Origin of the sequence: Caminibacter pacificus, from assembly GCF_003752135.1 — a bacterium.
GTDB lineage: Bacteria > Campylobacterota > Campylobacteria > Campylobacterales > Nautiliaceae > Caminibacter > Caminibacter pacificus.
The window spans coordinates 372203-394431 of record NZ_RJVK01000002.1 but is presented as its reverse complement, the minus strand read 5'-3'; the positions used below and the strand labels follow the sequence as shown (position 1 = coordinate 394431).

The 22229-nt window shown below is 35.7% G+C and carries 28 protein-coding genes and 1 tRNA gene; 20 read left to right on the top strand and 9 right to left on the bottom strand.

The genetic code is table 11. From position 1 onward, the window contains the following. Positions 1 to 5: 5 nt before the first annotated feature. Positions 6 to 695, bottom strand: a complete 690-nt coding sequence (locus EDC58_RS05855; RefSeq protein WP_123352576.1) for a hypothetical protein — start codon at positions 693 to 695, stop codon at positions 6 to 8. Between the two features lie 108 nt (positions 696 to 803). On the opposite strand from EDC58_RS05855, the gene EDC58_RS05850 reads away from it, so the two are divergent. The 3 genes from EDC58_RS05850 (at position 804) to EDC58_RS05840 (ending at position 2754) form a co-directional block, all read left to right on the top strand. Further along, positions 804 to 1118: a hypothetical protein gene (locus EDC58_RS05850; RefSeq protein ID WP_123352575.1), complete on the top strand. Its 315-nt coding sequence runs from the start codon at positions 804 to 806 to the stop codon at positions 1116 to 1118. Positions 1119 to 1193: 75 nt separating this feature from the next. Continuing rightward, positions 1194 to 2117, top strand: coding sequence for a ribonuclease Z (locus EDC58_RS05845; RefSeq protein WP_123352574.1), 924 nt, complete (start codon positions 1194 to 1196; stop codon positions 2115 to 2117). Further along, entirely contained in the window at positions 2110 to 2754 is a 645-nt protein-coding gene (locus EDC58_RS05840; RefSeq protein WP_170151120.1) for a MarC family protein, read from the top strand. The genes EDC58_RS05845 and EDC58_RS05840 overlap by 8 nt, the downstream gene beginning before the upstream one ends. Here EDC58_RS05840 and EDC58_RS05835 read toward each other — a convergent pair. The 3 genes from EDC58_RS05835 to EDC58_RS05825 form a co-directional block, all read right to left on the bottom strand. Then, on the bottom strand, positions 2740 to 4227 hold the full coding sequence (locus EDC58_RS05835; protein ID WP_123352572.1) for a DNA polymerase III subunit gamma/tau: 1488 nt from the start codon (positions 4225 to 4227) through the stop codon (positions 2740 to 2742). The two genes, EDC58_RS05840 and EDC58_RS05835, sit on opposite strands and share 15 nt — an antisense overlap. A gap of 29 nt (positions 4228 to 4256) precedes the next feature. Continuing rightward, complete coding sequence (locus EDC58_RS05830; protein ID WP_123352571.1) at positions 4257 to 4541, bottom strand: hypothetical protein; 285 nt, start codon at positions 4539 to 4541, stop codon at positions 4257 to 4259. A 156-nt stretch (positions 4542 to 4697) separates the two neighbouring features. After that, a tRNA-Met gene (locus EDC58_RS05825) sits at positions 4698 to 4774 on the bottom strand. A gap of 155 nt (positions 4775 to 4929) precedes the next feature. Here EDC58_RS05825 and EDC58_RS05820 point away from each other — a divergent pair. The 12 genes from EDC58_RS05820 to smpB all read left to right on the top strand — a co-directional run bounded on the left by EDC58_RS05820 (position 4930) and on the right by smpB (position 14232). After that, a complete protein-coding gene (locus EDC58_RS05820; RefSeq protein ID WP_123352570.1) occupies positions 4930 to 5919 on the top strand; it encodes a TRAP transporter substrate-binding protein in 990 nt (329 codons plus the stop codon). Further along, positions 5916 to 6482 (top strand): TRAP transporter small permease, encoded by a 567-nt coding sequence (locus EDC58_RS05815; RefSeq protein WP_123352569.1) that lies wholly within the window; start codon positions 5916 to 5918, stop codon positions 6480 to 6482. Before EDC58_RS05820 ends, EDC58_RS05815 begins: the two co-directional genes overlap by 4 nt. Further along, on the top strand, positions 6479 to 7762 hold the full coding sequence (locus tag EDC58_RS05810) for a TRAP transporter large permease (protein ID WP_123352568.1): 1284 nt from the start codon (positions 6479 to 6481) through the stop codon (positions 7760 to 7762). The genes EDC58_RS05815 and EDC58_RS05810 overlap by 4 nt, the downstream gene beginning before the upstream one ends. Before the next feature lie 179 nt (positions 7763 to 7941). After that, positions 7942 to 8217, top strand: a complete 276-nt coding sequence (groES, locus tag EDC58_RS05805; RefSeq protein ID WP_123352567.1) for a co-chaperone GroES — start codon at positions 7942 to 7944, stop codon at positions 8215 to 8217. Positions 8218 to 8233: 16 nt separating this feature from the next. Further along, positions 8234 to 9871, top strand: coding sequence for a chaperonin GroEL (gene groL / locus EDC58_RS05800; RefSeq protein WP_123352566.1), 1638 nt, complete (start codon positions 8234 to 8236; stop codon positions 9869 to 9871). Between the two features lie 116 nt (positions 9872 to 9987). Continuing rightward, positions 9988 to 10863, top strand: coding sequence for a patatin-like phospholipase family protein (locus EDC58_RS05795; protein WP_123352565.1), 876 nt, complete (start codon positions 9988 to 9990; stop codon positions 10861 to 10863). Then, a complete protein-coding gene (locus EDC58_RS05790; protein WP_123352564.1) occupies positions 10832 to 11203 on the top strand; it encodes a RidA family protein in 372 nt (123 codons plus the stop codon). The genes EDC58_RS05795 and EDC58_RS05790 overlap by 32 nt, the downstream gene beginning before the upstream one ends. Positions 11204 to 11286: 83 nt before the next feature. Then, on the top strand, positions 11287 to 11598 hold the full coding sequence (rplU, locus tag EDC58_RS05785) for a 50S ribosomal protein L21 (RefSeq protein WP_123352563.1): 312 nt from the start codon (positions 11287 to 11289) through the stop codon (positions 11596 to 11598). Positions 11599 to 11612: 14 nt separating this feature from the next. Then, positions 11613 to 11873 (top strand): 50S ribosomal protein L27, encoded by a 261-nt coding sequence (rpmA, locus tag EDC58_RS05780; RefSeq protein WP_007474721.1) that lies wholly within the window; start codon positions 11613 to 11615, stop codon positions 11871 to 11873. A gap of 97 nt (positions 11874 to 11970) precedes the next feature. Beyond that, positions 11971 to 13026: a GTPase ObgE gene (gene obgE / locus EDC58_RS05775; RefSeq protein ID WP_123352562.1), complete on the top strand. Its 1056-nt coding sequence runs from the start codon at positions 11971 to 11973 to the stop codon at positions 13024 to 13026. Further along, positions 13016 to 13780 carry a glutamate 5-kinase gene (proB, locus tag EDC58_RS05770; protein WP_123352561.1) on the top strand — a complete coding sequence of 255 codons (765 nt, stop codon included), beginning with the start codon at positions 13016 to 13018 and terminating at the stop codon, positions 13778 to 13780. Before obgE ends, proB begins: the two co-directional genes overlap by 11 nt. Continuing rightward, entirely contained in the window at positions 13777 to 14232 is a 456-nt protein-coding gene (smpB, locus tag EDC58_RS05765) for an SsrA-binding protein SmpB (protein ID WP_123352560.1), read from the top strand. The genes proB and smpB overlap by 4 nt, the downstream gene beginning before the upstream one ends. Here smpB and EDC58_RS05760 read toward each other — a convergent pair. From EDC58_RS05760 to EDC58_RS05740, 5 genes are all read right to left on the bottom strand, one after another. Further along, entirely contained in the window at positions 14229 to 15110 is an 882-nt protein-coding gene (locus EDC58_RS05760; RefSeq protein ID WP_123352559.1) for a 3'-5' exonuclease, read from the bottom strand. The genes smpB and EDC58_RS05760 overlap by 4 nt on opposite strands. Then, positions 15091 to 15753 (bottom strand): hypothetical protein, encoded by a 663-nt coding sequence (locus EDC58_RS05755; RefSeq protein ID WP_123352558.1) that lies wholly within the window; start codon positions 15751 to 15753, stop codon positions 15091 to 15093. Before EDC58_RS05755 ends, EDC58_RS05760 begins: the two co-directional genes overlap by 20 nt. Then, positions 15746 to 16414 carry a DNA-binding transcriptional response regulator gene (locus EDC58_RS05750; RefSeq protein ID WP_123352557.1) on the bottom strand — a complete coding sequence of 223 codons (669 nt, stop codon included), beginning with the start codon at positions 16412 to 16414 and terminating at the stop codon, positions 15746 to 15748. The genes EDC58_RS05755 and EDC58_RS05750 overlap by 8 nt, the downstream gene beginning before the upstream one ends. Before the next feature lie 416 nt (positions 16415 to 16830). Continuing rightward, positions 16831 to 18120 (bottom strand): ammonium transporter, encoded by a 1290-nt coding sequence (locus EDC58_RS05745; RefSeq protein ID WP_123352556.1) that lies wholly within the window; start codon positions 18118 to 18120, stop codon positions 16831 to 16833. Further along, a complete protein-coding gene (locus EDC58_RS05740; RefSeq protein WP_123352555.1) occupies positions 18110 to 18448 on the bottom strand; it encodes a P-II family nitrogen regulator in 339 nt (112 codons plus the stop codon). The genes EDC58_RS05745 and EDC58_RS05740 overlap by 11 nt, the downstream gene beginning before the upstream one ends. A 175-nt stretch (positions 18449 to 18623) precedes the next feature. On the opposite strand from EDC58_RS05740, the gene EDC58_RS05735 reads away from it, so the two are divergent. The 5 genes from EDC58_RS05735 to ciaB all read left to right on the top strand — a co-directional run bounded on the left by EDC58_RS05735 (position 18624) and on the right by ciaB (position 22223). Beyond that, complete coding sequence (locus EDC58_RS05735) at positions 18624 to 18971, top strand: ferredoxin-thioredoxin reductase catalytic domain-containing protein (RefSeq protein WP_123352554.1); 348 nt, start codon at positions 18624 to 18626, stop codon at positions 18969 to 18971. Then, the gene (locus EDC58_RS05730) at positions 18958 to 19689 is read left to right on the top strand and encodes a ferredoxin-thioredoxin reductase catalytic domain-containing protein (protein WP_123352553.1); all 732 of its coding nucleotides are present in this window, start codon (positions 18958 to 18960) and stop codon (positions 19687 to 19689) included. The genes EDC58_RS05735 and EDC58_RS05730 overlap by 14 nt, the downstream gene beginning before the upstream one ends. A 90-nt stretch (positions 19690 to 19779) precedes the next feature. Next, complete coding sequence (locus EDC58_RS05725; protein ID WP_123352552.1) at positions 19780 to 20073, top strand: hypothetical protein; 294 nt, start codon at positions 19780 to 19782, stop codon at positions 20071 to 20073. Positions 20074 to 20083: 10 nt separating this feature from the next. Then, complete coding sequence (locus tag EDC58_RS05720; RefSeq protein WP_235823182.1) at positions 20084 to 20425, top strand: hypothetical protein; 342 nt, start codon at positions 20084 to 20086, stop codon at positions 20423 to 20425. 37 nt (positions 20426 to 20462) lie between these two features. Continuing rightward, on the top strand, positions 20463 to 22223 hold the full coding sequence (gene ciaB, locus EDC58_RS05715) for an invasion protein CiaB (RefSeq protein ID WP_123352550.1): 1761 nt from the start codon (positions 20463 to 20465) through the stop codon (positions 22221 to 22223). The last annotated feature ends 6 nt before the right edge of the window (positions 22224 to 22229 follow it).

Sequence of the window (22229 nt, the reverse complement as noted above, 5' to 3'; positions counted from 1 at the left end):
AAAAACTACTCTTCGTAGGCTTTTAGGTTTTGATTAAAAAATTTTTTAAAAATCTTTATCATGTTTTTTAGACTTGTGTTGGCTTCTATTCTGTACTCTTTTAAAAGTTTTTGTTTGATTGGTGGATTATAGTCATTTAAAATCGGAATATTTAAAGAATCGATATCTTTTTCGTATTGATTAAAAAGCATAACATAGTTTTCTAATACGTCTTTGATATTATGTTTTGATAGGCTGTTTATCATTTTAGATGTTTTATTTGCAAGTAGTGAAAATTGTGAGGTTTTTATTGAGTTTTGAATGTCCGTTTTTATTTTTTGAGGTAGGTTTAAACAACAGTTTTTAAGATTGTCTTTTAAAATTTTCGCTATTCCGGCTTCATTTTGATTGTTATTGAATTGTGTATTCGAATAAGGTTTTTCTCCTTTTAAGAAATCAAGTAGTTTATTTAACAAAGCGGTGGTATATACGTCTGTTTTGCCTATTTCGTAAAAATATGAAAGTTTTTGAAATTTTTTATTATTTTTCAATTGTTTTGTAAGATTGATTAAGGTATTGGTTTCATAATAAGCTTTTTGTAGATTATAGTATTTATTCGCTGTTTTTTGATTTATATACAATGAGTTCGGGATGACGAAGTTATTTGACGCAAATGCTAAGACCGATAGCACTAAAACTAAAAGCGTTTTTTTCATTGCTAAAGCCTTTTTTTTAATTATAGTACAAAAATTTTAAGTTTTATGAAATTATGTCGATATAGATTATGGAATGATATTTGCTGAATACCTTAAAAAGGAGTCAAAATGAAAGTGCAAGCGCAACATATGAATCAGATGCAAAATATGAATCAAGTTCAACAAATGCATCAAGGACAAGGTCAAGGTCCAAAAGGAATGGGAAAAATTATGAAAGCTCTCTCTCCAGACCAAAGACAAGAAGTTTCTCAAACTCTTCAAAGTATGAGTGAAACGGATAGGAAAAACGCTGTAGAACAATTAAAACAGCTTGACGTTTCGAATTTATCTAATGATCAATTGTATCAATCTGTTATGGATATTTTAAATCCTACGACTCAGCAAAACGTTATCAGCGCAACCTCTATCGATACTTACGCTTAATTTTTCTCTTTTCTCTCTTTTTAATTTGTTGTTTAATTTTATAAAATGGTAGAATATAAGAAAAAAGGAATTCGTTTGAAATTTACTTTTTTAGGAACGAGTGCCGGAAGACCTACAAAAAAAAGAAACGTTTCGGCATTGGCCGTGGAGTTTGAAAATGAAAGCGGTTGGTATCTTTTTGATTGCGGTGAGGGGACTCAGCATCAGATATTAAAAGCCGGACTATCTATTTATAAACTAAAAGCGATATTCATAACTCACATACACGGAGACCATTGTTACGGACTTTTCGGGCTTATTACTTCAAGAATGCTTGAAGGCTGCACCGAATCGTTGTTAATTTACGCTCCAAAAGGCGTTAAGGAGATGGTAGAGAGTGTTGTTGATATTAGTTTTGAGCATTTGGGCTATAAACTTGAATTTGTCGAAATTTACGGAGGCTTTGAAGAAGAGTTTGAAAAATTTCATTTAAAGGTTTTGCCGCTTATACATTCGGTACCGAGTTATGCTTTTTATATTTCTCAAAAACCAAAAGTAAAACTAAACGCTCGAAAATTACAAAACGACGGATTGATGCCGGGAATTTTTTATCAGGATATAAAAAACGGAAAAGACGTTGAAGTTGATGGCAAAAAATATATAGCAAGCGAATATTTGGATATTAGAGAAGGTAAAAAAATTATAATAGCAGGGGATAACGCAGAGCCCGATTTTTTGGCAAAGTATCTTGAAAATACCGACCTTTTAATTCACGAAGCGACTTATACCGAAGAAGTGTTTGAAAAACTCGAAACGAAATATCTCCATACAACTGCGGCAAATTTGGCAAAAACAGCGGAAAAATTTAGAGTAAAAAATTTAATAGCCACACATATATCTCCTCGGTTTGAAGGAGAAGAGATTTTGGAGGAGATAAAAAAATTTTATAACGGAAATGCATTTGTTGCAAATGATTTTGACGTTTTCGAATTAAAAGAGGAGCTTAGACGTGTTGAGTAAAATTTTTGTGGATATATTGATTTTGATAACAGTTTATAATCCTTTGGAAGCCGCGATAGTTCTTCTTTCTATTAAAAACGAAAACGACGATGTCGGAAAAATTGCTATAAAATCGACAATTACCGTATTTGTACTTTCGTTTTTGATCGTTTTTGTCTCTTCTTTTTTGTTTTCACATCTGCATTCGGATTTTATAAACGGCAATGAAAATTTATATATCAGCGCTATAAAAGTTATTGGCGGAGCTATTTTGTTTTGGGTAGGGTGGATAATGGTAAACGGCAAAAGAGCAAGCAAGCTTGTTCTTAATAAAAAAGAGAAAAAACTTGCCAAAGAAAAAGAGGATATTTCGATAATTCCGATGGCTGTGCCGGTTATTTTGGGACCGGGCGTTTTTACGACTCTTCTTGTTCTTGGGGATAGAGCTAAGAGTATGATACAAAAAGAGGAGCTTTTTATCGCTCTTGTGTTTTCGGTATTCGTTATGTATTTGACTTTGAGATATGCTCAAAAAGTCATAAGCTTTTTAGGTGTTCACGGAATCAGGATAATTTCGATACTTACGGGGCTTTTTATAATGTTTGTTGCGGTGTTGTTTTTTGCGGACGGAGTAAGAGGAATTTTAGCTTTTGTGTAGGATTTTTGTGATTTTTACGTCGCTTCCGAAAACTTCTCTTACTTTGCTGATAACTTGTTCGGATTTATCATTAAGTGGTGAATTTGTTTTTTTTTGAGTTTGGGGTTGTTGTGGTTGCGGCTGAGGTTTTGGAGATTCCGGGCATTTTTGAGGAATTATTTTTACGTTTAGACCGAAAATTTCGTTGATTAGAGGTCTTATTACAGGTGAAAAAAATCTTCTTAGCATATTTTTACATTCGATATCCGGACAGCTTTCCCATTTAAGTTCGTTGTTTTCAAAAGATATAAATTTTACGCTTGTCTCAAAGCAAAGTCCCAAGTCGTAATCTTTTTCTTTAATTTTTGCAATAAGTGTTTTAAAGAGCTCTTCAGGATCAGGTTTTGTAATGTTTGGCAAATCTTTCGGTTTATAAGAGTCGATGTCTATTTTTTGTTCTAAATTTTTAATTAAATCGTCAATCTTATGAGGTTTTGTCGCCTCTACCATTCTAAAAAACATCAGCGATAATATAAATTCGTTGTCGCTGTTGTATTTTATGAGTTCTCTTGAGTCGCTTATGATATTAAAAAATCTCTGAACGGTAATAAGAGGCAGGCCTCCGTTAAAAAGAGCGTCTTTTAAAAATAATATGATTTCATCAAGAACGGATTCGATATCGTAGTCTTTTATCTCTTTTATGATTTCTTTTAGTTTTTCTTTGTCGTTTTCTATTATGGCTTTGAAAATTTGCGAGATTATTTCCGGATTGATAACTCCGAGCATTTCTACGACTTTGTCAAGCTCGATTTTGCCTCCGCAATAAGCTATAGCTTGGTCTAATAGAGTTAAAGAATCTCTAACACTACCTTTTGCTGATTTTACGATTAGTCTTAGCGCTTCGTCTTCAAATTCTACGTTTTCTTGAGTTAATACTCTTTGAAGATAACTCTCAATAGTACTTTCCGGGATTTTGTTGAATCTAAAATGCTGAACTCTACTAAGTATTGTTGCGGGCAATTTAAGAGGGTCTGTCGTTGCCATAATAAACTTTACATATTCAGGCGGCTCTTCTAATGTCTTTAAAAGAGCGTTAAAGGCTTCGTTCGTTAGCATATGAACTTCGTCTATTATGAAGATTTTGTATTTTCCGAGTGTCGGTTTATATTTGGTGTGTTCGATAAGCTCTCTAATATCTTCGATTTTTCTATTACTTGCCGCGTCCATTTCAATAATATCGATATGGCGGTTCTCATTTGCCATAATACAATTTTCACACGTTTCGCAAGGGCTGGAAGTAGGCCCTTTTTCGCATTGTAGTGCTTTTGAGAATATCCTTGCGGTTGTGGTTTTTCCCGCACCTCTTAGGCCTGAGAAAAGATAAGCGTGAGCAAGTCTGTTTTTGTCAAGTGCGTTTGTAAGAGTTTTGACTATTGCGTCTTGTCCGATGATTTCTTCAAAACGTTTGGGTCTGTATTTGAGAGCTAATACCACACGAAGCCTTTTTTCAAATTATATCAAAATCAGTGGCTGAGTTTTAAAATCGCTTCGTTTAGTTCGTAGGCTATTTTTTCTTTTAGTTCGTTTAAAGAGAGGTTTTCCATTTCGGAAGTGATTTCAAAGTTGATAAGTACTTGAGAGTCTAAGAAGTCTTTTAGTTCTTCTTTTGTATTGGCTGCAAAAAATCTATCTACTATTCTTGCTAAATAGCTATCATTGCGTAAGGTATTTCTTTTTTGTTTCAAATATTTTTGTTCTTTTTTATTGGTTAAAAAATTATTAAATAAGCAAAGGAAATTATTACTCATTCTTTGCAGCCTTTATTATTGAGTGGGAATTTTAATTATAACAAATTTATTCCCACCGATTTTATTTTATAAATCGGCAAAAAATTACATAAACTTAACAACAATTTGTCATAAATTTTACAGGGATTTGTTTTTTTTGAAGGGAATTTATTTAAGTGGTAGTGAGGGGGAGACTTGAACTCCCGACCTCCGGCTTATGAGACCGGCGCTCTAGCCAGCTGAGCTACCCCACCTCGTGGAGTGAAATAATAATAAATTTTTAAAATTATGTCAAGTCTTTTTTGTGTTACTTTTCGTAACAAAAAAACAACTTTTTGAGGTTAATTGAGATTTTAAATATCAATGTTGATATAATAGATTAAACGAAGATTAAAAAAAAGGAGAGAAAATGAAATTTTTAAAAGGAATGGTAAGCTTAGCTCTTTTAGCTTCAATGAGTTTTGCGGCTGAATATGTGATTAAGTTCTCACACGTTGTATCACCGAACACTCCAAAAGGTAAAGCTGCAGATTATTTTGCAAAAAGAGTGGAAGAGCTTTCTCACGGAAGAATTAAAGTAGAAGTGTATCCAAACGCACAACTTGGAAAAGATAAGGTGATTTTAAGAAAAATGAAATTCAATACCGTTCAAATGGCGGCACCGAGTTTTTCTAAATTTACGGGACTTGTACCGCAACTCGGACTTTTCGATTTACCGTTTTTATTCAAAAACGAAGATCATCTTCACAGAGTACTTGACGGAAAAGTGGGACAAAAACTTCTTGATATGGTTACGAAAAAAGGTTATGTAGCACTTGCATATTGGGATAACGGATTTAAGCAACTTACCGATAGCAAAAGACCTCTTATTAAGCCGAGTGATTGTAAAGGGTTAAAATTTAGAGTTATGAGTTCAAAAGTTTTAATCGAACAATTTAAAGCGCTTGGTGCTATTCCTGTAGTTTTACCGTTTAGTGAAGTATATTCCGCTCTTCAACAAGGCGTAGTTGACGGACAAGAAAATACAATTTCAAACATCTACACAAAAAAATTCTATGAAGTTCAAAGATATATGACAATGTCAAATCACGGATATTTGGGATATATGGTTGTAATGAGCAAAAAATTCTGGAATAAACTTCCTGCGGATTTAAAAGCTGTAGTAAAACAAGCTATTAAAGACGCTACGGCAAAAGAGAGAGTTTGGGCAAAAGAGCTTAACAACGATCAACTTAACAAAATCAAAGAATACGCTAAAAAAACAGGAAAACTTGAAATCGACTACCTAACACCGGAACAAAGAGCGGTTTGGGAGAAAAAACTAAGAAGCATTTATCCTAAATTCTACAACACTATCGGAAAAGACTTAATCGAAGAAGTGATTAAAGAAGGAGAATGAAACTAATCGACCTTTTCGATAAAATCGTTCGAGGAATTTTGATATTCCTCACCTCTTTCGGAATTGCCGGTGGGATTCTTTTGGCTTTTATAAACGTAGTTGCGAGATTTGTTTTTCATGAAGGAATCGACTGGGCTTTCGAGCTTACAAATTATCTATTTATTTGGTCCGCATTTTTCGGTGCCGCTTATCTTTTTAGGATAGGTGGCCATATAAAAGTCACTCTAATTCTTGATTTGTTACCCGATAAACTTGCCAAACTTGACGTTTTACTTGTCGATTTGATTATTATCGCTTATCTCGCTATTGTCGGATATTTCGGATATTTGTTTATTTTTGACCCTGATTTGGGAGTTTATTCGAGCGGTGAAGTTAGTGTGGATTTGGGAATTCCTATGTGGATACCTTATATCGTTATTCCGTTAAGTTCGCTTTTTGGAATATTGATGGTTATTTTTAAAATGAAAGAAGATATTGCTACTCCTGCCGAAAAGATAAGAGGAAAGAGCGAGAGTGAAATGATAATCGAAGAAGTTAGAGAAAATATGGGAGAGGTTAAGTGATTGTAATTACTCTTTTCGGGATTTTTTTTCTGCTTTTGCTTTTGAGTGTGCCAGTTGGTGTCTCTCTTGGATTTTCGGCAATTATAACCGCATTTATTTTTGAAGGAAGCGATGCCGTAATCGACCTTGCGAGCAATCTTTTTTCACAGCTTGATAAATACGCTTTAATGGCTATTCCGATGTTTATTATGGCCGGAAATCTACTCAGTAAAGGTAGCAGTGCAAAAAGAATAATCGAATTTGCAAAAGCGTTCGTAGGACATTTACCCGGCGGTCTTCCGATTGCGGCTATTTTTGCGAGTATTATTTTTGCGGCCGTATCCGGAAGCTCTCCTGCAACCGTTGCGGCTATCGGGTCTATCATGTTTGGTGCGATTACGGCTGCCGGGTATCCTAAAACTTACGCAATCGGTACAATTACCACTGCCGGAAGTTTAGGTATTTTGATACCTCCGAGTATCGTTATGATTATTTACGGAGTTACTGCCGAACAAAGTATCGGAAAGCTTTTTATGGCAGGTGTGATTCCGGGATTGCTTATCGGTTTTATGCTTATGGCGGTGACATATATCGGAGCTAAAAGACTCGGCTTTAAACGCACAAAACCGGCAACTTGGAAAGAGAGATGGATAAAATTTAAAGAAGCTTTTTGGGCTTTGATGACGATTGTTATTATTATCGGAGGAATTTACGGAGGCATCTTTACTCCGACGGAAGCTGCGGCTGTCAGTGCCATTTGGGCGCTTTTTATTGCTATTTTTATTTATAAAGATATCAAACTCAAAGATTTGGGTGATGTGATTTTCGAAAGTGCAAAAACATCTTCTATGATTTTGTTTATTATCGCAAACGCTTCGATGTTCGCTTACTTTTTGACTCTTGAAAATATCCCGGATATGCTAACCCAAGCGGTTGTAAATATGCATTTAGACAAAGTGCAATTTTTAATTGCAGTAAATATTATATTGCTAATAGCAGGTAACTTTATGGAACCAAGCTCAATTATTATGATTATGGTGCCTTTGCTTTTACCTGTTGCTAAAATGTTAGGAATAGACCCTATACATTTCGGTGTGATTATTACAATCAATATGGAACTCGGAATGTTAACTCCGCCTGTCGGGCTTAATCTTTTCGTAGCAAGCGGTATTACGGGACTTCCTATAAAAGAAATCGTAAAATCGGTACTTCCTTGGTTTTTCGTACTTTTATTGGGACTTATCCTCATAACATACGTACCTCAAATTTCGCTTTGGCTTCCTCAAAAAATGATGGGGTAATTCCCTCTCTTTTTAGCCTTCTATAGTTTAACTAATTATTTCTTAGTCTTTTTAGCTCAATATTTTTAATTATTTTTACTGAAAATTTTTAATATTATCAGCAATATTTATTGACTTTTTTATAACTTTTTTATATAATTTCGTCAGTTAAAACAAATAACTGCTAAAAGGAGGCGGAAATGTTTAGACCAATCGGATTAAGAGTATTAGTGGAAAGACTTGAAGAAGAAGCGAAAACTGCAAGCGGAATCATTATTCCTGATAACGCGAAAGAAAAACCTCTTGAAGGAAAAGTAATCGCTATTTCAAAAGAAGTAGAAGAAGACGAAAACCTACCTATTAATGAAGGTGATATCGTAGTATTCGCAAAATACGCTGGAACTGACATTACAATCGACGGAAAAGAATATTTAGTATTAAATACTGACGATATTCTTGGAAAAATTGAAAAATAATTAAAGGAGGGGAGACATGGCAAAAGAAATCGTATATAGTGATGTTGCAAGAAACGAATTATTAGCAGGTGTTGAAAAACTTGCCGATGCAGTTAGAGTTACAATGGGACCGAAAGGTAGAAACGTTCTACTTCAAAGAAGTTTCGGAGCACCTCATATTACAAAAGACGGTGTATCCGTAGCAAAAGAAATCGAACTTAAACATCCTGTAGAAAATATGGGTGCGCAACTTGTAAAAGAAGTTGCGAGCAAAACTGCTGATGAAGCGGGGGACGGTACAACTACTGCGACAGTTTTAGCACATGCAATCTTTAAAGAAGGTCTAAAATACATTACTGCCGGTGCAAATCCGATAGCGGTAAAAAGAGGTATGGATAAAGCGGCTCAAGCTATTATCGAAGAACTTAAAAAAATGAGCAAACCTGTTGAAAACAAAGAACAAATCGCTCAAGTTGCGACAATTTCAGCAAACAACGATAGAAAAATCGGTGAATTAATCGCTGAAGCAATGGATAAAGTAGGAAAAGACGGAGTTATTACTGTAGAAGAAGGTAAATCTCTTGAAGACGAACTTGAAGTGGTTGAAGGTATGCAATTCGATAGAGGATATCTATCACCATACTTCGTAACTGATACTGAAAAAATGGTAGCTGAATACAATGACGCATACATTTTACTATATGATAAAAAAATCAGCAGCATGAAAGATTTATTACCGTTACTTGAACAATTAGTACAACAAGGCGGAAATAAACCGTTATTAATCATTGCTGAAGACGTAGAAGGTGAAGCTCTTGCAACACTTGTAGTTAACAAACTAAGAGGAGTATTAAACGTAGTTGCTGTTAAAGCGCCTGGATTTGGTGACAGAAGAAAAGCTATGCTTCAAGATATCGCAATCTTAACAGGCGGACAAGTGATTTCTGAAGAGCTTGGTAGAACACTTGAAAGCGCGACATTAGCAGACCTCGGACAAGCAGGAAGAGTTGTAGTTGATAAAGAAAACACTACAATCGTAGACGGAAAAGGTGATAAAGCTGCTATTGAAGCGAGAATTAACCAAATCAAAAAAGAAATTGAAGAAACAACAAGTGATTACGACAGAGAAAAATTACAAGAAAGACTTGCAAAACTTAGCGGTGGTGTAGCTGTTATTAAAGTAGGTGCGGCTACTGAAACTGAAATGAAAGAGAAAAAAGACAGAGTTGACGACGCTCTAAGCGCAACTAAAGCGGCTGTTGAAGAAGGTATCGTAATCGGTGGTGGTGCGGCTATTCTGAAAGCTGCTAAAAAAGCGGAAGTAGAATCTGTAGACCCTGATGAACAAATCGGAATCGATATCATCAAAAGAGCTGTAAAAGCTCCTATCAAACAAATCGCAAGCAACGCGGGATATGAACCAGGAGTTGTAGCGTTAACTGTAGAAGAAGCTGATGATAATACAGGATTCAACGCAGCAACAGGTGAATACGTAAATATGTTTGAAGCGGGTATCATCGACCCTACAAAAGTTGAAAGAATCGCTCTTCAAAACGCAGTGAGCGTTTCAGGATTGCTTCTAACAACTGAAGCGGCTGTAACAGAAGAGCCAAAAGACGAAAAAGCCCCTGCAGCTCCTGATATGGGAGGAATGGGCGGAATGGGAATGATGTAATTCCCGCTCCTTCTTCTTTTTTTATATCCGCATTTTCCTCTTTGACACTTTAAATTTCTTCAGATTTTGTTAATCTTTTTTTAGTATAATGTTTATATATTATAAAAAGGACAATAATGAACGTTTCTTTGGTTTTAAGCGGAGGAGGAGCGAGAGGATATACGTTTATCGGTGTTGTAGAAGAGCTCCAAGCTCATGGTATAAAATTCAGTTCTATATCCGGTACTTCTATGGGGTCGTTAATAGGAGCGCTTACGGCTTGCAATAAGCTTGATAAGTATAAAGAATGGGTGATGAGTCTTGATTTTATTGATATTCTTACCTTTCTAAAACCTCCATTTAACAGACTTGACGGAGATAAGATTTTCAATAAAATCAAAGAACTCGTGGGGGATTATAAAATTGAAGATTTGCCGGTAAAATTTACCGCAGTTGCGACGGATTTGACAAAGAAAAAAGAGGTTTGGTTTCAAAAGGGTGATTTATGGACGGCCGTTAAAGCCTCAAGCGCTATTCCCGGAGTTTTCGAGCCCGTAGTACTTAACGGGCACGTATTGGTTGACGGAGGGGTTTTGAATCTTATGCCCGTAGCTCCGGTAATGAGCGATATGAGTGATTTGATTATTGCGATAAACGCAAATGCGGAGCCAATTGTCAGAAATTATGACATTCCAAAAGAAATCAGAAAAAAACAGACGATTTTCGAAGAGGTTTGGAATAAGATATTTAGCGGAAAAGAAGATGTCGTTAATCAATCGATTAATCTTATGATGGAAGTGATTTTTAGATACAGATGTGCCGAATACAGACCCGATATCGAAATAAAAATACCTCAAAATCTTGCTAAATGGTATGAGTTTCACAAAGCTCCCGAACTTATCGAAATAGGAAGAATTTTGGCAAGAGAGGCTCTTGAAGACGCACAAAAACAAGGTATAATTACTCTAAAAAAGGAGAAAAATGCAAAAAATATACACAAAAAAAGCTCCTGAAGCGATAGGACCTTATTCTCAAGCAATCAAAGTAGGAAATATGATTTTTACTTCCGGACAAATCGCACTTACACCCGAGGGTGAGTTTTTAGACGCGGACGTAAAAACTCAAACTAAGCAAGTTTGCGAAAACCTAAAAGCGGTACTTGAAGCGTCGGGAGCGAAAATAGAAAACGTAGTAAAAACAACTATTTTCTTAGACGATATCAATAATTTTGCGGCTGTAAACGAAGTTTACGGAGAGTATTTTTCTCATAAGCCGGCAAGAAGTACCGTAGCGGTTAAAGAATTGCCAAAAGGTGCAAAAATAGAAATTGAATGTGTTGCGGTGGTCGAATAAACTTAAAAAATTCTTAATTTAAGTTTATTTTAAGGTTTCGCTGGTAATATTTCATCCTAAAACCAGACTAAAAGGGTTAAAGTATGTATGCAGTAATTAAACATGGTGGAAAACAATATAAAGTACATGTTGGTGATATTTTAGAACTTGATAGAATTGAAGGCGTTGAGCCTAAATCAACTATTGAAATCAGCGATGTTTTACTTGTAAAAGGTGATGATACTAAAATCGGTACTCCGACTGTTGACGGAGCTAAAGTAGTTCTTGAAGTAATCAACCATGCAAGAGGAAAAAAAGTAATTATCTTCAAAAAAAGAAGAAGAAAAGACTCTAAGAAAAAAAGAGGTTTCAGAAGAGACCTTACAAGAGTTAGAGTTAAAGAAATCGTAGCTTAATTTAAGGAGTAGAAATGGCACATAAAAAAGGGCAAGGGTCAACTCAGAATAACAGAGACTCAGCTGGTAGAAGACTCGGCGTTAAAAAATTCGGTGGAGAATTCGTAAAAGCTGGAAACATTATTATCAGACAAAGAGGAACAAAAGTTCATCCTGGTAACAACGTAGGACTTGGAAAAGACCATACTATTTACGCTTTAATTGACGGATACGTAAAATTCGAAATTAAAGACAAAAATAGAAAAAAAGTTTCAGTATATCCTACAAAAGACTAATCCCCTCTTTTCTTTTTTTAATCCCACTTTTATTTATTTGTTTAAGTTTTTTTTAAGTTTTGGTAAAATTATATAAAAATATTTAGGAGCATTTGTAATGTTTGTTGATAATATAAAGCTTACGGTCAAATCCGGTAAAGGCGGAGCGGGTTGTGTAAGCTTCAGAAGAGAAAAATTCGTACCAAAAGGCGGGCCTGACGGAGGAGACGGCGGAAAAGGCGGTGACGTTATTATAGAATGTGACAATAACACCCACACGCTTTCTCATTTCAAAGGTAAAAGATTATTAAAAGCCAAAAACGGAAGACCCGGAGAAGGTAGAAAAAAACACGGCGCAGACGGGGAAGATTTGATTTTGAAAGTACCTCCGGGGACTATTATAAAAGATGCCAAAACGGGTGAAATATTACTTGATATGAAAACTCCCGGAGAGAGAAAAGTACTGCTTGAGGGCGGAAAAGGAGGACTTGGAAATTGGCATTTTAGAGGTCCGAGACGCCAAGTACCAAGATACGCGCAACCGGGTGAAGAGGGTAAAGAGCTTGAGATAGTAATGGAGCTTAAGTTAATCGCCGATGTAGGGCTTGTAGGATTTCCGAATGCCGGAAAATCGACTCTTATTTCGGCTATGTCAAACGCAAGACCCGAAATTGCAAATTATGAATTTACGACTCTTACGCCAAAACTTGGTGTTGTAAAAGTAGATGAATATAGAAGTTTTGTAATGGCTGATATTCCCGGAATTATAGAGGGAGCCCACGAAGGAAAAGGGCTCGGGCTTGAGTTTTTAAAACATATCGAAAGAACTAAAATCATTCTTTACGTTATAGATATGGCCTCTTTTAGAGACCCGGTATATCAATTAAAAACTTTGCAAAAAGAGCTTAAAAACTATAGCGAAAAACTTGCAAGCAGAAATTATGCCGTTGCGTTAAATAAAATCGACGCCGTAGATATTGAAAAAATAGAAGAGTTTTTTGAAAAAACGGGTATAAATCCTACGGAGCCGAAATACGGAGCAAGCAAAGAGTATCCTTGTTATTTTGACGCTAAGACATTCGTTTTACCGATAAGTGCGGCAAGTAGAATAAATCTTGATGCTTTAAAATTCGCACTTGCAGATATGGTCGAGAGAGTAAAAGATGAAGAATAAAAGAATCGTTTTTAAAGTTGGTACGGCAACGCTATACGAAAACGGCAAACTCAGTGACAGAATGGATAAAATAGTCGAGCTTTTAAGCGAGCTGAATAAAGAACACGAAGTAATGCTTGTCAGTAGCGGTGCCGTGGGTGCGGGATATACGAGATGTCCTCTTGATAAAAGCCGCCTTGAAAACAAACAAGCTTTAGCCGCTATAGGTCAGCCTCTTTTGATGAAAGAGTATAAAGAGAGATTTCATAAATACGGAAACGTGGTGGCCCAAGTACTTGTGACGGCTGCCGATTTTGACAGCAGAAAAAGAACGGCAAACGCAAAAAAGATGATAAACGTATTGCTCGAAAATAAAGTTATTCCTATTATAAACGAAAACGATTCGGTATCGGTAGAGGAGATACTTTTTGGAGATAATGACCAGCTTAGTGCTTATGTGACGTACTATTTCGATGCCGATTTGTTGATAATTCTAAGCGATATCGACGCTCTTTATACGGACAATCCAAAAACAAACAAAGACGCAAAACCACTAAAAATAGTCACTAAAATAGAAGATGATATGTTAAATCAAGAGTGTAATCCGAATGATAAATTTGCAACCGGCGGAATAGTTACTAAACTTAAAGCCGCTAAATTTTTAATGGATAGAGGTATCCCTATGTATCTTACAAGCGGTTGGGATTTGGATAGTGTTAGAGAGTTTCTAAAAGGCAACCATACAAAAGGCACTCTTTTTAAAGGAGAGAAATGAAAGTCGTAGCAACAAACAGAAAAGCGTATCATGATTATGATATTTTTGATAAATACGAAGCGGGAATCGAGCTTAAAGGTAGTGAAGTAAAAGCCTTAAGAGCCGGAAGAGCCAATCTAAAAGACAGCTTTGTAAAAATTAAAGACGGAGAAGCTTGGTGGGTTCAAGGACATATCAGTAATCTCGATACGACTTACAGCGCTTTTAGACATGACGAAAGAAGACCGAGAAAACTTCTTCTTCACAAACACGAAATAGCCAAACTTGCCGGATATACGAGCGAGAGAGGATATACTTTGGTGCCTACGAAATTATATTTTAATAACAAAAACAAAGCCAAACTCGAAATTGCCGTAGCAAAAGGTAGAAAACTACACGACAAACGTAGAGTTATGAAAGAAAAAGAGCTCAAAAAAGAAGCTGCTGCGGCAATGAAAAGATACGGATTTTAAAACCTATCCAATATTTCTCCGATTTTTTTTCTCATTCCCTTACTCATTTTCATATTATGGTACGCCCAGCTTAGATATTGAGGGTCTATTTCCGCTACGTCTTGAATTAACATACCCTTATATTTTCCTACTCCGAAACGATATTCGGGCTCTACGTCTAAGTTTGCCAAGTGATGTTCTATAGAGTATTTCACATCCATATCGATATCGGCCGTATTTAATAAAAACTCTATATAATCCGGGTCTTTTATCAAAATTTCTTTTATCTCTTTGAATTTATATTTGCCGGTGTAAAATTTATCGTAAAGTACCGGTTTTTGGGTTAGCTCCACCATCTCTTCAAAGCTTTTTTGATAGTTTTTCATTAAATAATCAAAAAGCAAATAGAGCACAATCACATCTCCAAGAGCGTCGTGAGCGTTGATTTGGATATCGTATGTTTCGCATATTTCGTTTTCTTTTTTATATAGCCCAAGAGCATAGCGGTTGTATTGAAGAGAATATTTTCCCTCAGGAATTAGGTGTTTTAGGATTCTGAAAGTATCTATTTGTTTAAAAAACGGATTAAAGCCTTCTTTTGCAAGCATATCCAAATCAAACTTTGCGTTATGAATTACAAGATAGTTTTCGGGAGAGTTTAGCTCTTTTAGTCTTTTGTATGCTTCAGTATGTTTGATTTTAGGTTTGTCTTCGACCATTTCGTTTGTGATATGATGTACCGCCATAGCTTCGAATTTTATAGGAATAGGCGGTTTTACGAGTTCGTTGTGAATCTCTTCGATTTCCAAGTTTTCGTTAAGTACCAAATAGCTTAGTTGTATTATTCTGTCTTCTTCTTTGTTTCCTGTCGTTTCGGTATCAAGAATTACTATTTTCATGTGCTTCCTTAATAAGTGGTAATTTTATAATATATCCGTCTTCTTTGTTTATGACCTCGAAAAATTGGCTTTTTATCTGTTTTTGAGGTTCGCATTTTATAATCATTTCGATAATCGGATATTTTTTGTTGTCAATTTTTATATATTCACCAACTTCGATTTTCGTTTCTATAAATATCTCTTTTTGATTTTCGAAAATATCGAATAGTAAATTTAAAATAGCTTTTTTATTTAAATATACCTCAGGAATTGAGGTGTCGTAATAAAGAGATATTTTCGTATCTTGCCTTAAAGAGACGTATTCGATTGCAAAGTTGATAATCATCGCCAAATCGACTTTTTCAAGTTCTTCAAGAGATATTTGGTGGGTGTTTGTGTTTATAAAAAGTCTAATGCCTATATGCTCGTCGTCTTGATATCCGACCATAAAGCCGTTAAATTCGAAGTCCTTAAAAACGACTTTTTTAAATTCGACTTTCATTCCCGGATTTTTGGGAGCGTTGTTGATTGCAAGAGTAAAAACTTCTTTTTTGTTTACGTAACTTAGAAAAATTTCCGCTTCTTGGTTGCAATAGACGATATGACCTTTTTGATTGAAAATTATAAGCGGATTGATATCGTATTCGCACCAAAATTCAAACATTTAGCGCCTTCATTTTTTTTGTTAAAGTGACTCTGTTTATTTTCAGTTTTTCGGAAATTTGGAGTTTCGAGCCGTATTTTTCTCTCATGGCTTTAAAAAGCGTTTTTTCGAAATCTTTTATCTCTTCTTCGTACGTTGCGTGGTTTTTTAGATAATAATTATACAAAAGCTCCAAAATTTCATCTTTGTTTTGAGGTAAAAGATATTTTTTGTAAATTTGTCTTTTTAAGGAGTTAAGATTTTCGCTGATATCAGGATTTTCTATTTTTATATCATGATTAATTTTTAATTCTTCTTTTGCTTGTGAGGTGAAGAGTTTGATAAACTCTTCGATATCTTCCGGGTGGTCTTTTAGAGGTTTTATTTCTATATCCATAGTGAAATATCTTTTTAACAAATCCTTATTTAGTGGTTCCGTGCCTGTAGCGATTAAGAAGTTGTTTTTGAAATCGAGCACAGGGTTTTTGTCGAAATTTTCGATTATTACCGGGTTGATAGTAGGGGCGTTCGGATTAACGATTGCGTTTGGAGCGATATACTTCGCAAGAAAAGTTTTACCCACACCTTTTTCACCCCAAATATAAACATTTACTCTAAGCTCTTTTGCCATATCCGCTAAACGTTTAATTTTTTGAAGATATTCGGATTTTGCTAAAAACATAATCACCTTTTTGATTGTAATTATAGCAAAATGGGGAAAAGAGAAGTGGGATTTTGGTGAAAGTGGTGAAATTATGAGTTTGTGAATTTGAATACTTGTAAAATTAAACAACCCGAGACAATTGCAAATTTTAATGGAAAAAAAGCGTTAAAAAAAGCACACAAGCTTGAAGAGGTCTGTGCTTTTTAGCTTTTTTGTAGTGGCTAAAATTTGCTCTCTTGTTGAGGGCGGTTAATTGAAAAAGAGGAAAAGAGAAGGAAAAGAGGAGGAAGAGAGGGAATGTTTGTGAAATCGTGAGTTTGTGAAATCGTTGTAATGGGAGAATAAGTTAAATTGAAAGTTTTTTTTGTAAAAAAGTGGAAAATGATTTTAGTTGGTATATGAAAAGTGTTTTAAAGAGGTGAGAAAAGGGGAGATTAAAGGTGGAAGCCTTTTTCTCCGTGTTCTGTAGAATCAAGACCGATTATTTCTGATTCTTCGTCTACTCTTGCACCTCCTGTTAGAAGGCTTGCAACTTTTAGTACTATTGCAGTCATAATCGCTACGAATACGATTGTTACGAGTACGGATTCAACTTGTACCCAGATTTGTCCGAGTCTATCGCCTTTGTCATGAAGCGGACTTCCCGCCCACGCCAAATCTTTTAGTGCAAAGAAACCTGTCGCGATAGCTCCCCATAGACCCGCTATGAAGTGTACTCCGAACGCGTCAAGCGAATCGTCGTATTTGAATATTTTTTTAAGCACTGTAACTCCAAAGAATGCCGTAACGCTTCCTCCGATACCGATAATTAAAGCACCCACGACGTTTACGAATCCCGCTGCCGGCGTAATTGCTACAAGTCCGGCTACCGCACCTGTTGCCGCACCTAAAAGTGTCGGTTTACCGAATTTGATGTAATCAAGTATAATCCATGTCATAGCCGCAGCCGCCGCAGCAAAGTTTGTCATTAAAAACGCACTTCCGGCAATGTTATCAGCCGCAAATTCACTACCTGCGTTAAATCCGAACCATCCGAACCATAAAATAGCCGCACCAAGAGCCGTTAGAATAACACTGCTCGGCATCATTTGAGTTTTTGGGAAACCTTTTCTTTTTCCTATCATCAACGCCGCAATAAGCCCCGCAAGACCTCCGTTCATATGTACGACCGTACCACCGGCGAAATCAAGTGCACCGTCGTTATATAAAAATCCGCCGCCCCATACCATATGAGCTACCGGAGCATATACGAATGTCACCCATAAAATCACGAACAAAAGCCAAGTTGAGAATTTTGTTCTCTCAATTATAGACCCGCTGGCAATCGCAACTGTAATTGCCGCAAACGTACCTTGGAATGCAATAAATACGTAGCTTGGATAACCGCTACTTTCAAGGTTGTTGTAGCTTATTCCGTTTAGGAAAATATGTTTTAAGTTACCGATTATTCCGGCAATATCGTCACCGAATGTTAATGAATATCCCCAAAACACCCATACAACAGTCGCAAGCGCATAAGCACTGAATACCATCATATAAGTGTTAAGTGTGTTTTTCGCTCTTGTCATTCCGGCATAGAATAGAGCAAGCCCGGCCGGAGACATAAACATTACAAGAGCGGTCGCCATCATCATCCATGATGTGTTTCCGCTGTCGAGTTTAGGCGCCTCACCCGCAAACGCCAAACTCGCAAGTCCCGAAAGTGATAATAATCTAAACAGCATCTCTTCCCCTTTCGCCCGTTCTGATTCTTATTGCTTCTTCAACAGGCAGGATGAAAATTTTTCCGTCACCGATTTTTCCTGTTTTTGCATGAGTCAGGATAATTTCAACGGTTTTTTCAACAAAATCGTCATTTACGAAAATTTCAAGTTTCACTTTAGGCAAAAAATCAACAACATATTCGGCACCTCTGTATAATTCCGTATGTCCGTGTTGTCTTCCGTGTCCTTTTACTTCCGTTACGGTAATACCCGTAATATCCGCTTCTACAAGAGCCTCTTTAACTTCATCAAGTTTAAAAGGTTTGATAATCGCTTCTATTTTTTTCATTGTCAGCTCCTTTTTGGATTTGTGAAATTATAAATCTTTTTTTGAGATATGAAATCATATTGATTGTATAAATTTTAAACACAATATGAAAAGTATTTATTCAAAATAGATGAAATTTGTCCTTTTTTGACTTTTTTTTATTTTTTGATAAAATCAGTCAAAAAAAGGAGCGGATATGCTTGCGCCAAAAAGAACTGACGTTGATATGAATTCCGAAGAATTTAAACAAGAAGAAGAAAAGACTAAAAAATTCGTAGATAAAGTAGTAAAACAATTCGGTTGGTGTTTAAATCCTAACAAAGAAGTTTATGACGCAATCGTTATGGGACTTACAAGAAATAAATTAATGTACGGAAAAAGATATTGTCCTTGTTTTATTCCTATGGGAGATAAGGAAGATAGAATCTGCCCTTGTAAACCTGCGATAGAGTTTGAAGTATCGGAAGGGTGTTGTCACTGCGGAATTTTCTGTAATCCGAATAAATGTGAAGAAATTTCAAAGGAGTTAAATGAAAACGGTTGATATCAATTCACCTGAATTTCAGCAAGAGTTTTTAAAAACCGAAAAATTCGCTCATAAGACAGTAGAGCAGTTCGGATGGGCTTTTCATCCGGATGAAGAAATAGTTGAGAGAGTTTTGAAAGGTCTGACGAACAATAAAGTACTTTACGGAAAAAGATTTTGTCCTTGTTTTCCTGTAGAGGAAAAAGACGGAAAATATGTAAGTAGCGATAATAGAATATGTCCGTGTCCGCAGGCTATAAAAGATGAAATTCCAAATGAGGGAGTGTGTCATTGCGGTATTTTCTGTACGCCTGAATATGCGGCTAATTATCAAAAAGAACATCCTAAAAAACACGCCGAAGAAGTGGAAGGCTTAAGTGTTGCCGAGCTTGAAGAAATCTTGCAAAAAGAGCAAATTTTAGGACATGAGCTCGAGCTTTTACTAAAAGCCAGAGAAAAAGGTCTTTTAAATTTCAAACTAATAGACATAAGAGAGCCGTTCGAACATCAAATGATGAGAATAAAAGGTACCGATAAGCTACTTCCTATCAGTAGAGTTCAATACGACCTTGACGAATGGATGAAACTTAAAGATGAAAGAATTATTATCTATTGTCACGTAGGAAGCAGAAGCGGGTATCTCCAAAGAGCTCTTGAAGCGCAACTCGGATTTGATAAAGTAGGAAACCTAACGTATGGAATCGCCGATTATCCGGGAGAAATAGAAAGAGGGTGAAATTAAGTGAAAAATGGACAATGAAAAATTGATAATGATGAATGGAAAATGGAAAATTAAGATGTGGAAAATGGAATTTAAAGGATAAGAATGTACGTTTTGGGAATCTCCGTAAAAAATGAAATATGCGTACCGAGCAAAGAAGCCGAAAAATTTGCCAAAGTATTCGTAAATAACGGCAAAATTGAAAAAATAGAATATGTCGATAATAGAGACGATTTGGTAGGAGCGGTTCATTTTTTCATAACTCCGAAAGAAGAGTATGTTTTTGACTTTTTGGAAATGGGAGCGGAGCCTCTTATGACTCCTGCGCCCGAGATGAGTATAAACGACATAGTCGAAGCGTTTTTATTTAGAGAACTATTTTCATACGGGTCTATTTAAAGGCGAAATGATGAAAATCATAAATACGAAACTTATAAACGAAATCATAGGCTATGAGCCGAATATCAACGTAGGCGTTACGAGTGAAAAACTAAAGGATATCGTTTCGAATGAAGATAGAAACGTTGATGTTTTGGATGAAGATTTAAATGCAAAGAGATTTTATCATTTTATCGTTTGCGATACGAAAAGAGACATAAAACCGCTTTTTAGAGCGCTTAGAAACGGAGGATATCTAATCTCTACTATCGACCTTGACGATAACGAACTCTACGATATCGGGTTTTCCGCTCTCAATAGAATAGACGGACTTCTAGTCGTTAAAAAAGTACACTCCTGGAACGACTGGTAAGATTTGATAAAATATTCCAAAATTTTGAAGGATTGTTATGTTTTTAGAAGCTGCATATGAAGTGGTAAGACAAAGGGATGAGAGAATAAATAGCTATTTTAAAAAGTGTCCCGATGATTTAAGAGCTTTATTTGAAGAGATTTTAAGAACGCTCGGATTTGAAGTAAACGAAGAAAATCTTTTGGCTTTGAAAAAGAGATTTTTTCATCTAAAAGAAGATGCGATTATGAACCTTTTGAAAAGGGGAAATTTTTCAAAAGAAGATATAAAAGAGATTCAGCTTGATTTGTACGAGCTTACAAAAAACTTTTGGCTAAAAGAGCATGAAAAATTAATAGAAGACATCTCTCCTTTTATCGGACCTTTTTATGCCGAGATTTTAAGAGGAGTGCATAAAATAGGGATTGCTTTTAGCAAATGGCAACCAAGCTGGGTTAAGCATATTATCCACGATATCAACGAAAACTTATCTTTAGAATTTGCGGGAGACGAAGCCAAAGTAATGGCGTTTTTAATGCAAAACAATCTTCTTGATACTCATAACGGAGAAATTGCCGAGAGAAGTTACTCGGTGCTTGTAAGAAGCGAAAACGGAACGTATGTGGCAAAAAGCTATTATGACGTTTTTGAAGAAGAGATAGAAGAGGCCGTAAAAGCAATTGACGAGCTGATCGTAAATCTTGAAAGTTTGGATGATGAATATAAACTTCAGTGGATTTTGTATTTCAATGCCCTAAAAACGGCTCTTCTTGAAAAAAATAGAAGCGAACTCGTAAAAAAATGGGCGAATGTGGATAGGATTTGGATGGATATCAAATCTCCTATTCAAGTAGGACATCCTCTTGAATATTATGAGGATAAGTTTAGAAAAGCCGTGGCGCTTGAGCTTGATGTGAGGATAAAAAATCCTAATATCAAAAGCGAAGTAAAAGATAATATCGTAGCGATGTATAAAAAATATTGTAAAGATGAGAGACTTCTTAATATAGCTCTTTCGAATATAGATAAAACCCAAATTTATATCTCAAGTCCGGCTACTTTTTACGGAGCGGAGTTTAACGGGCTTTTTAGTGCTCAGGTCGTGCCCAATGATGAGGAGGTGAGTCTTGAAAAAGGTAAAAAAATATTCGCTTTTGTGGATAAGGTATACGGAGATATAAAAGCAAGACCTAAAATGGCTTTGAGTTATGAGATTTTGGGTAAAGAATTTATGGATAAATTTTATAAAGAGCTTGAAGATAAGGAAAAATTTATAAAAGTTTACGATATCACCACCATAGGGCATGAGTTCGGGCATATTTTGTGGGTGGATGAAAATAGCGAAAGTGTAATGAATAAAAGCGGAATGTTTAAAAACGTAGAGGAGTTCAAAGCCACTACGGGCGGACTTATGGCGTTTTTTGAGAATGAAGATGAGAGTTTAAAAGAAGCCGTATTGGAGGACACTATCAAAAGAGCGGTGGGACTTATTGCGTGGATGGAAGTGGATGAGGTATTGCCGTATTATATCGAGGGGCTGATTCATCTAACAGGGCTTTTTGAAAGCGGAATTTTGGAATTTAACGGCAAAAATTTGGAATTTGATTATTCGAATTATGAAAAACTAAAAGAGTGGTATAAAAAAACATATCTCGATTTGGCGGATACATATGTCAAAAAAGCCGATGCGAAAGAGTTTTTGGATAAATACGTATATAAAGATAAAAACTATTATCCTTTAAATAAAAAAGCTGACGAATTTGTAAGATATTATTATAAAAGATACCAGGAAATCGGTGATAAAATATATGAGGGTTGATTTTTT

Bases quoted from the DNA above. Each gene is read 5' to 3' on its own strand.
- EDC58_RS05830 (WP_123352571.1), bottom strand. From the start codon at position 4,541: ATGAGTAATAATTTCCTTTGCTTATTTAATAATTTTTTAACCAATAAA.
- EDC58_RS05790 (WP_123352564.1), top strand. From the start codon at position 10,832: ATGCAAAAAATATACACAAAAAAAGCTCCTGAAGCGATAGGACCTTAT.
- EDC58_RS05750 (WP_123352557.1), bottom strand. From the start codon at position 16,414: ATGTTTTTAGCAAAATCCGAATATCTTCAAAAAATTAAACGTTTAGCG.
- rplU (WP_123352563.1), top strand. From the start codon at position 11,287: ATGTATGCAGTAATTAAACATGGTGGAAAACAATATAAAGTACATGTT.
- groL (WP_123352566.1), top strand. From the start codon at position 8,234: ATGGCAAAAGAAATCGTATATAGTGATGTTGCAAGAAACGAATTATTA.
- EDC58_RS05745 (WP_123352556.1), bottom strand. From the start codon at position 18,120: ATGCTGTTTAGATTATTATCACTTTCGGGACTTGCGAGTTTGGCGTTT.
- EDC58_RS05855 (WP_123352576.1), bottom strand. From the start codon at position 695: ATGAAAAAAACGCTTTTAGTTTTAGTGCTATCGGTCTTAGCATTTGCG.
- EDC58_RS05820 (WP_123352570.1), top strand. From the start codon at position 4,930: ATGAAATTTTTAAAAGGAATGGTAAGCTTAGCTCTTTTAGCTTCAATG.
- EDC58_RS05730 (WP_123352553.1), top strand. From the start codon at position 18,958: ATGAAAACGGTTGATATCAATTCACCTGAATTTCAGCAAGAGTTTTTA.
- EDC58_RS05795 (WP_123352565.1), top strand. From the start codon at position 9,988: ATGAACGTTTCTTTGGTTTTAAGCGGAGGAGGAGCGAGAGGATATACG.
- EDC58_RS05815 (WP_123352569.1), top strand. From the start codon at position 5,916: ATGAAACTAATCGACCTTTTCGATAAAATCGTTCGAGGAATTTTGATA.
- EDC58_RS05735 (WP_123352554.1), top strand. From the start codon at position 18,624: ATGCTTGCGCCAAAAAGAACTGACGTTGATATGAATTCCGAAGAATTT.
- EDC58_RS05725 (WP_123352552.1), top strand. From the start codon at position 19,780: ATGTACGTTTTGGGAATCTCCGTAAAAAATGAAATATGCGTACCGAGC.
- rpmA (WP_007474721.1), top strand. From the start codon at position 11,613: ATGGCACATAAAAAAGGGCAAGGGTCAACTCAGAATAACAGAGACTCA.
- EDC58_RS05760 (WP_123352559.1), bottom strand. From the start codon at position 15,110: ATGAAAATAGTAATTCTTGATACCGAAACGACAGGAAACAAAGAAGAA.
- EDC58_RS05740 (WP_123352555.1), bottom strand. From the start codon at position 18,448: ATGAAAAAAATAGAAGCGATTATCAAACCTTTTAAACTTGATGAAGTT.
- EDC58_RS05720 (WP_235823182.1), top strand. From the start codon at position 20,084: ATGAAAATCATAAATACGAAACTTATAAACGAAATCATAGGCTATGAG.
- smpB (WP_123352560.1), top strand. From the start codon at position 13,777: ATGAAAGTCGTAGCAACAAACAGAAAAGCGTATCATGATTATGATATT.
- groES (WP_123352567.1), top strand. From the start codon at position 7,942: ATGTTTAGACCAATCGGATTAAGAGTATTAGTGGAAAGACTTGAAGAA.
- obgE (WP_123352562.1), top strand. From the start codon at position 11,971: ATGTTTGTTGATAATATAAAGCTTACGGTCAAATCCGGTAAAGGCGGA.
- EDC58_RS05850 (WP_123352575.1), top strand. From the start codon at position 804: ATGAAAGTGCAAGCGCAACATATGAATCAGATGCAAAATATGAATCAA.
- EDC58_RS05755 (WP_123352558.1), bottom strand. From the start codon at position 15,753: ATGTTTGAATTTTGGTGCGAATACGATATCAATCCGCTTATAATTTTC.
- ciaB (WP_123352550.1), top strand. From the start codon at position 20,463: ATGTTTTTAGAAGCTGCATATGAAGTGGTAAGACAAAGGGATGAGAGA.
- proB (WP_123352561.1), top strand. From the start codon at position 13,016: ATGAAGAATAAAAGAATCGTTTTTAAAGTTGGTACGGCAACGCTATAC.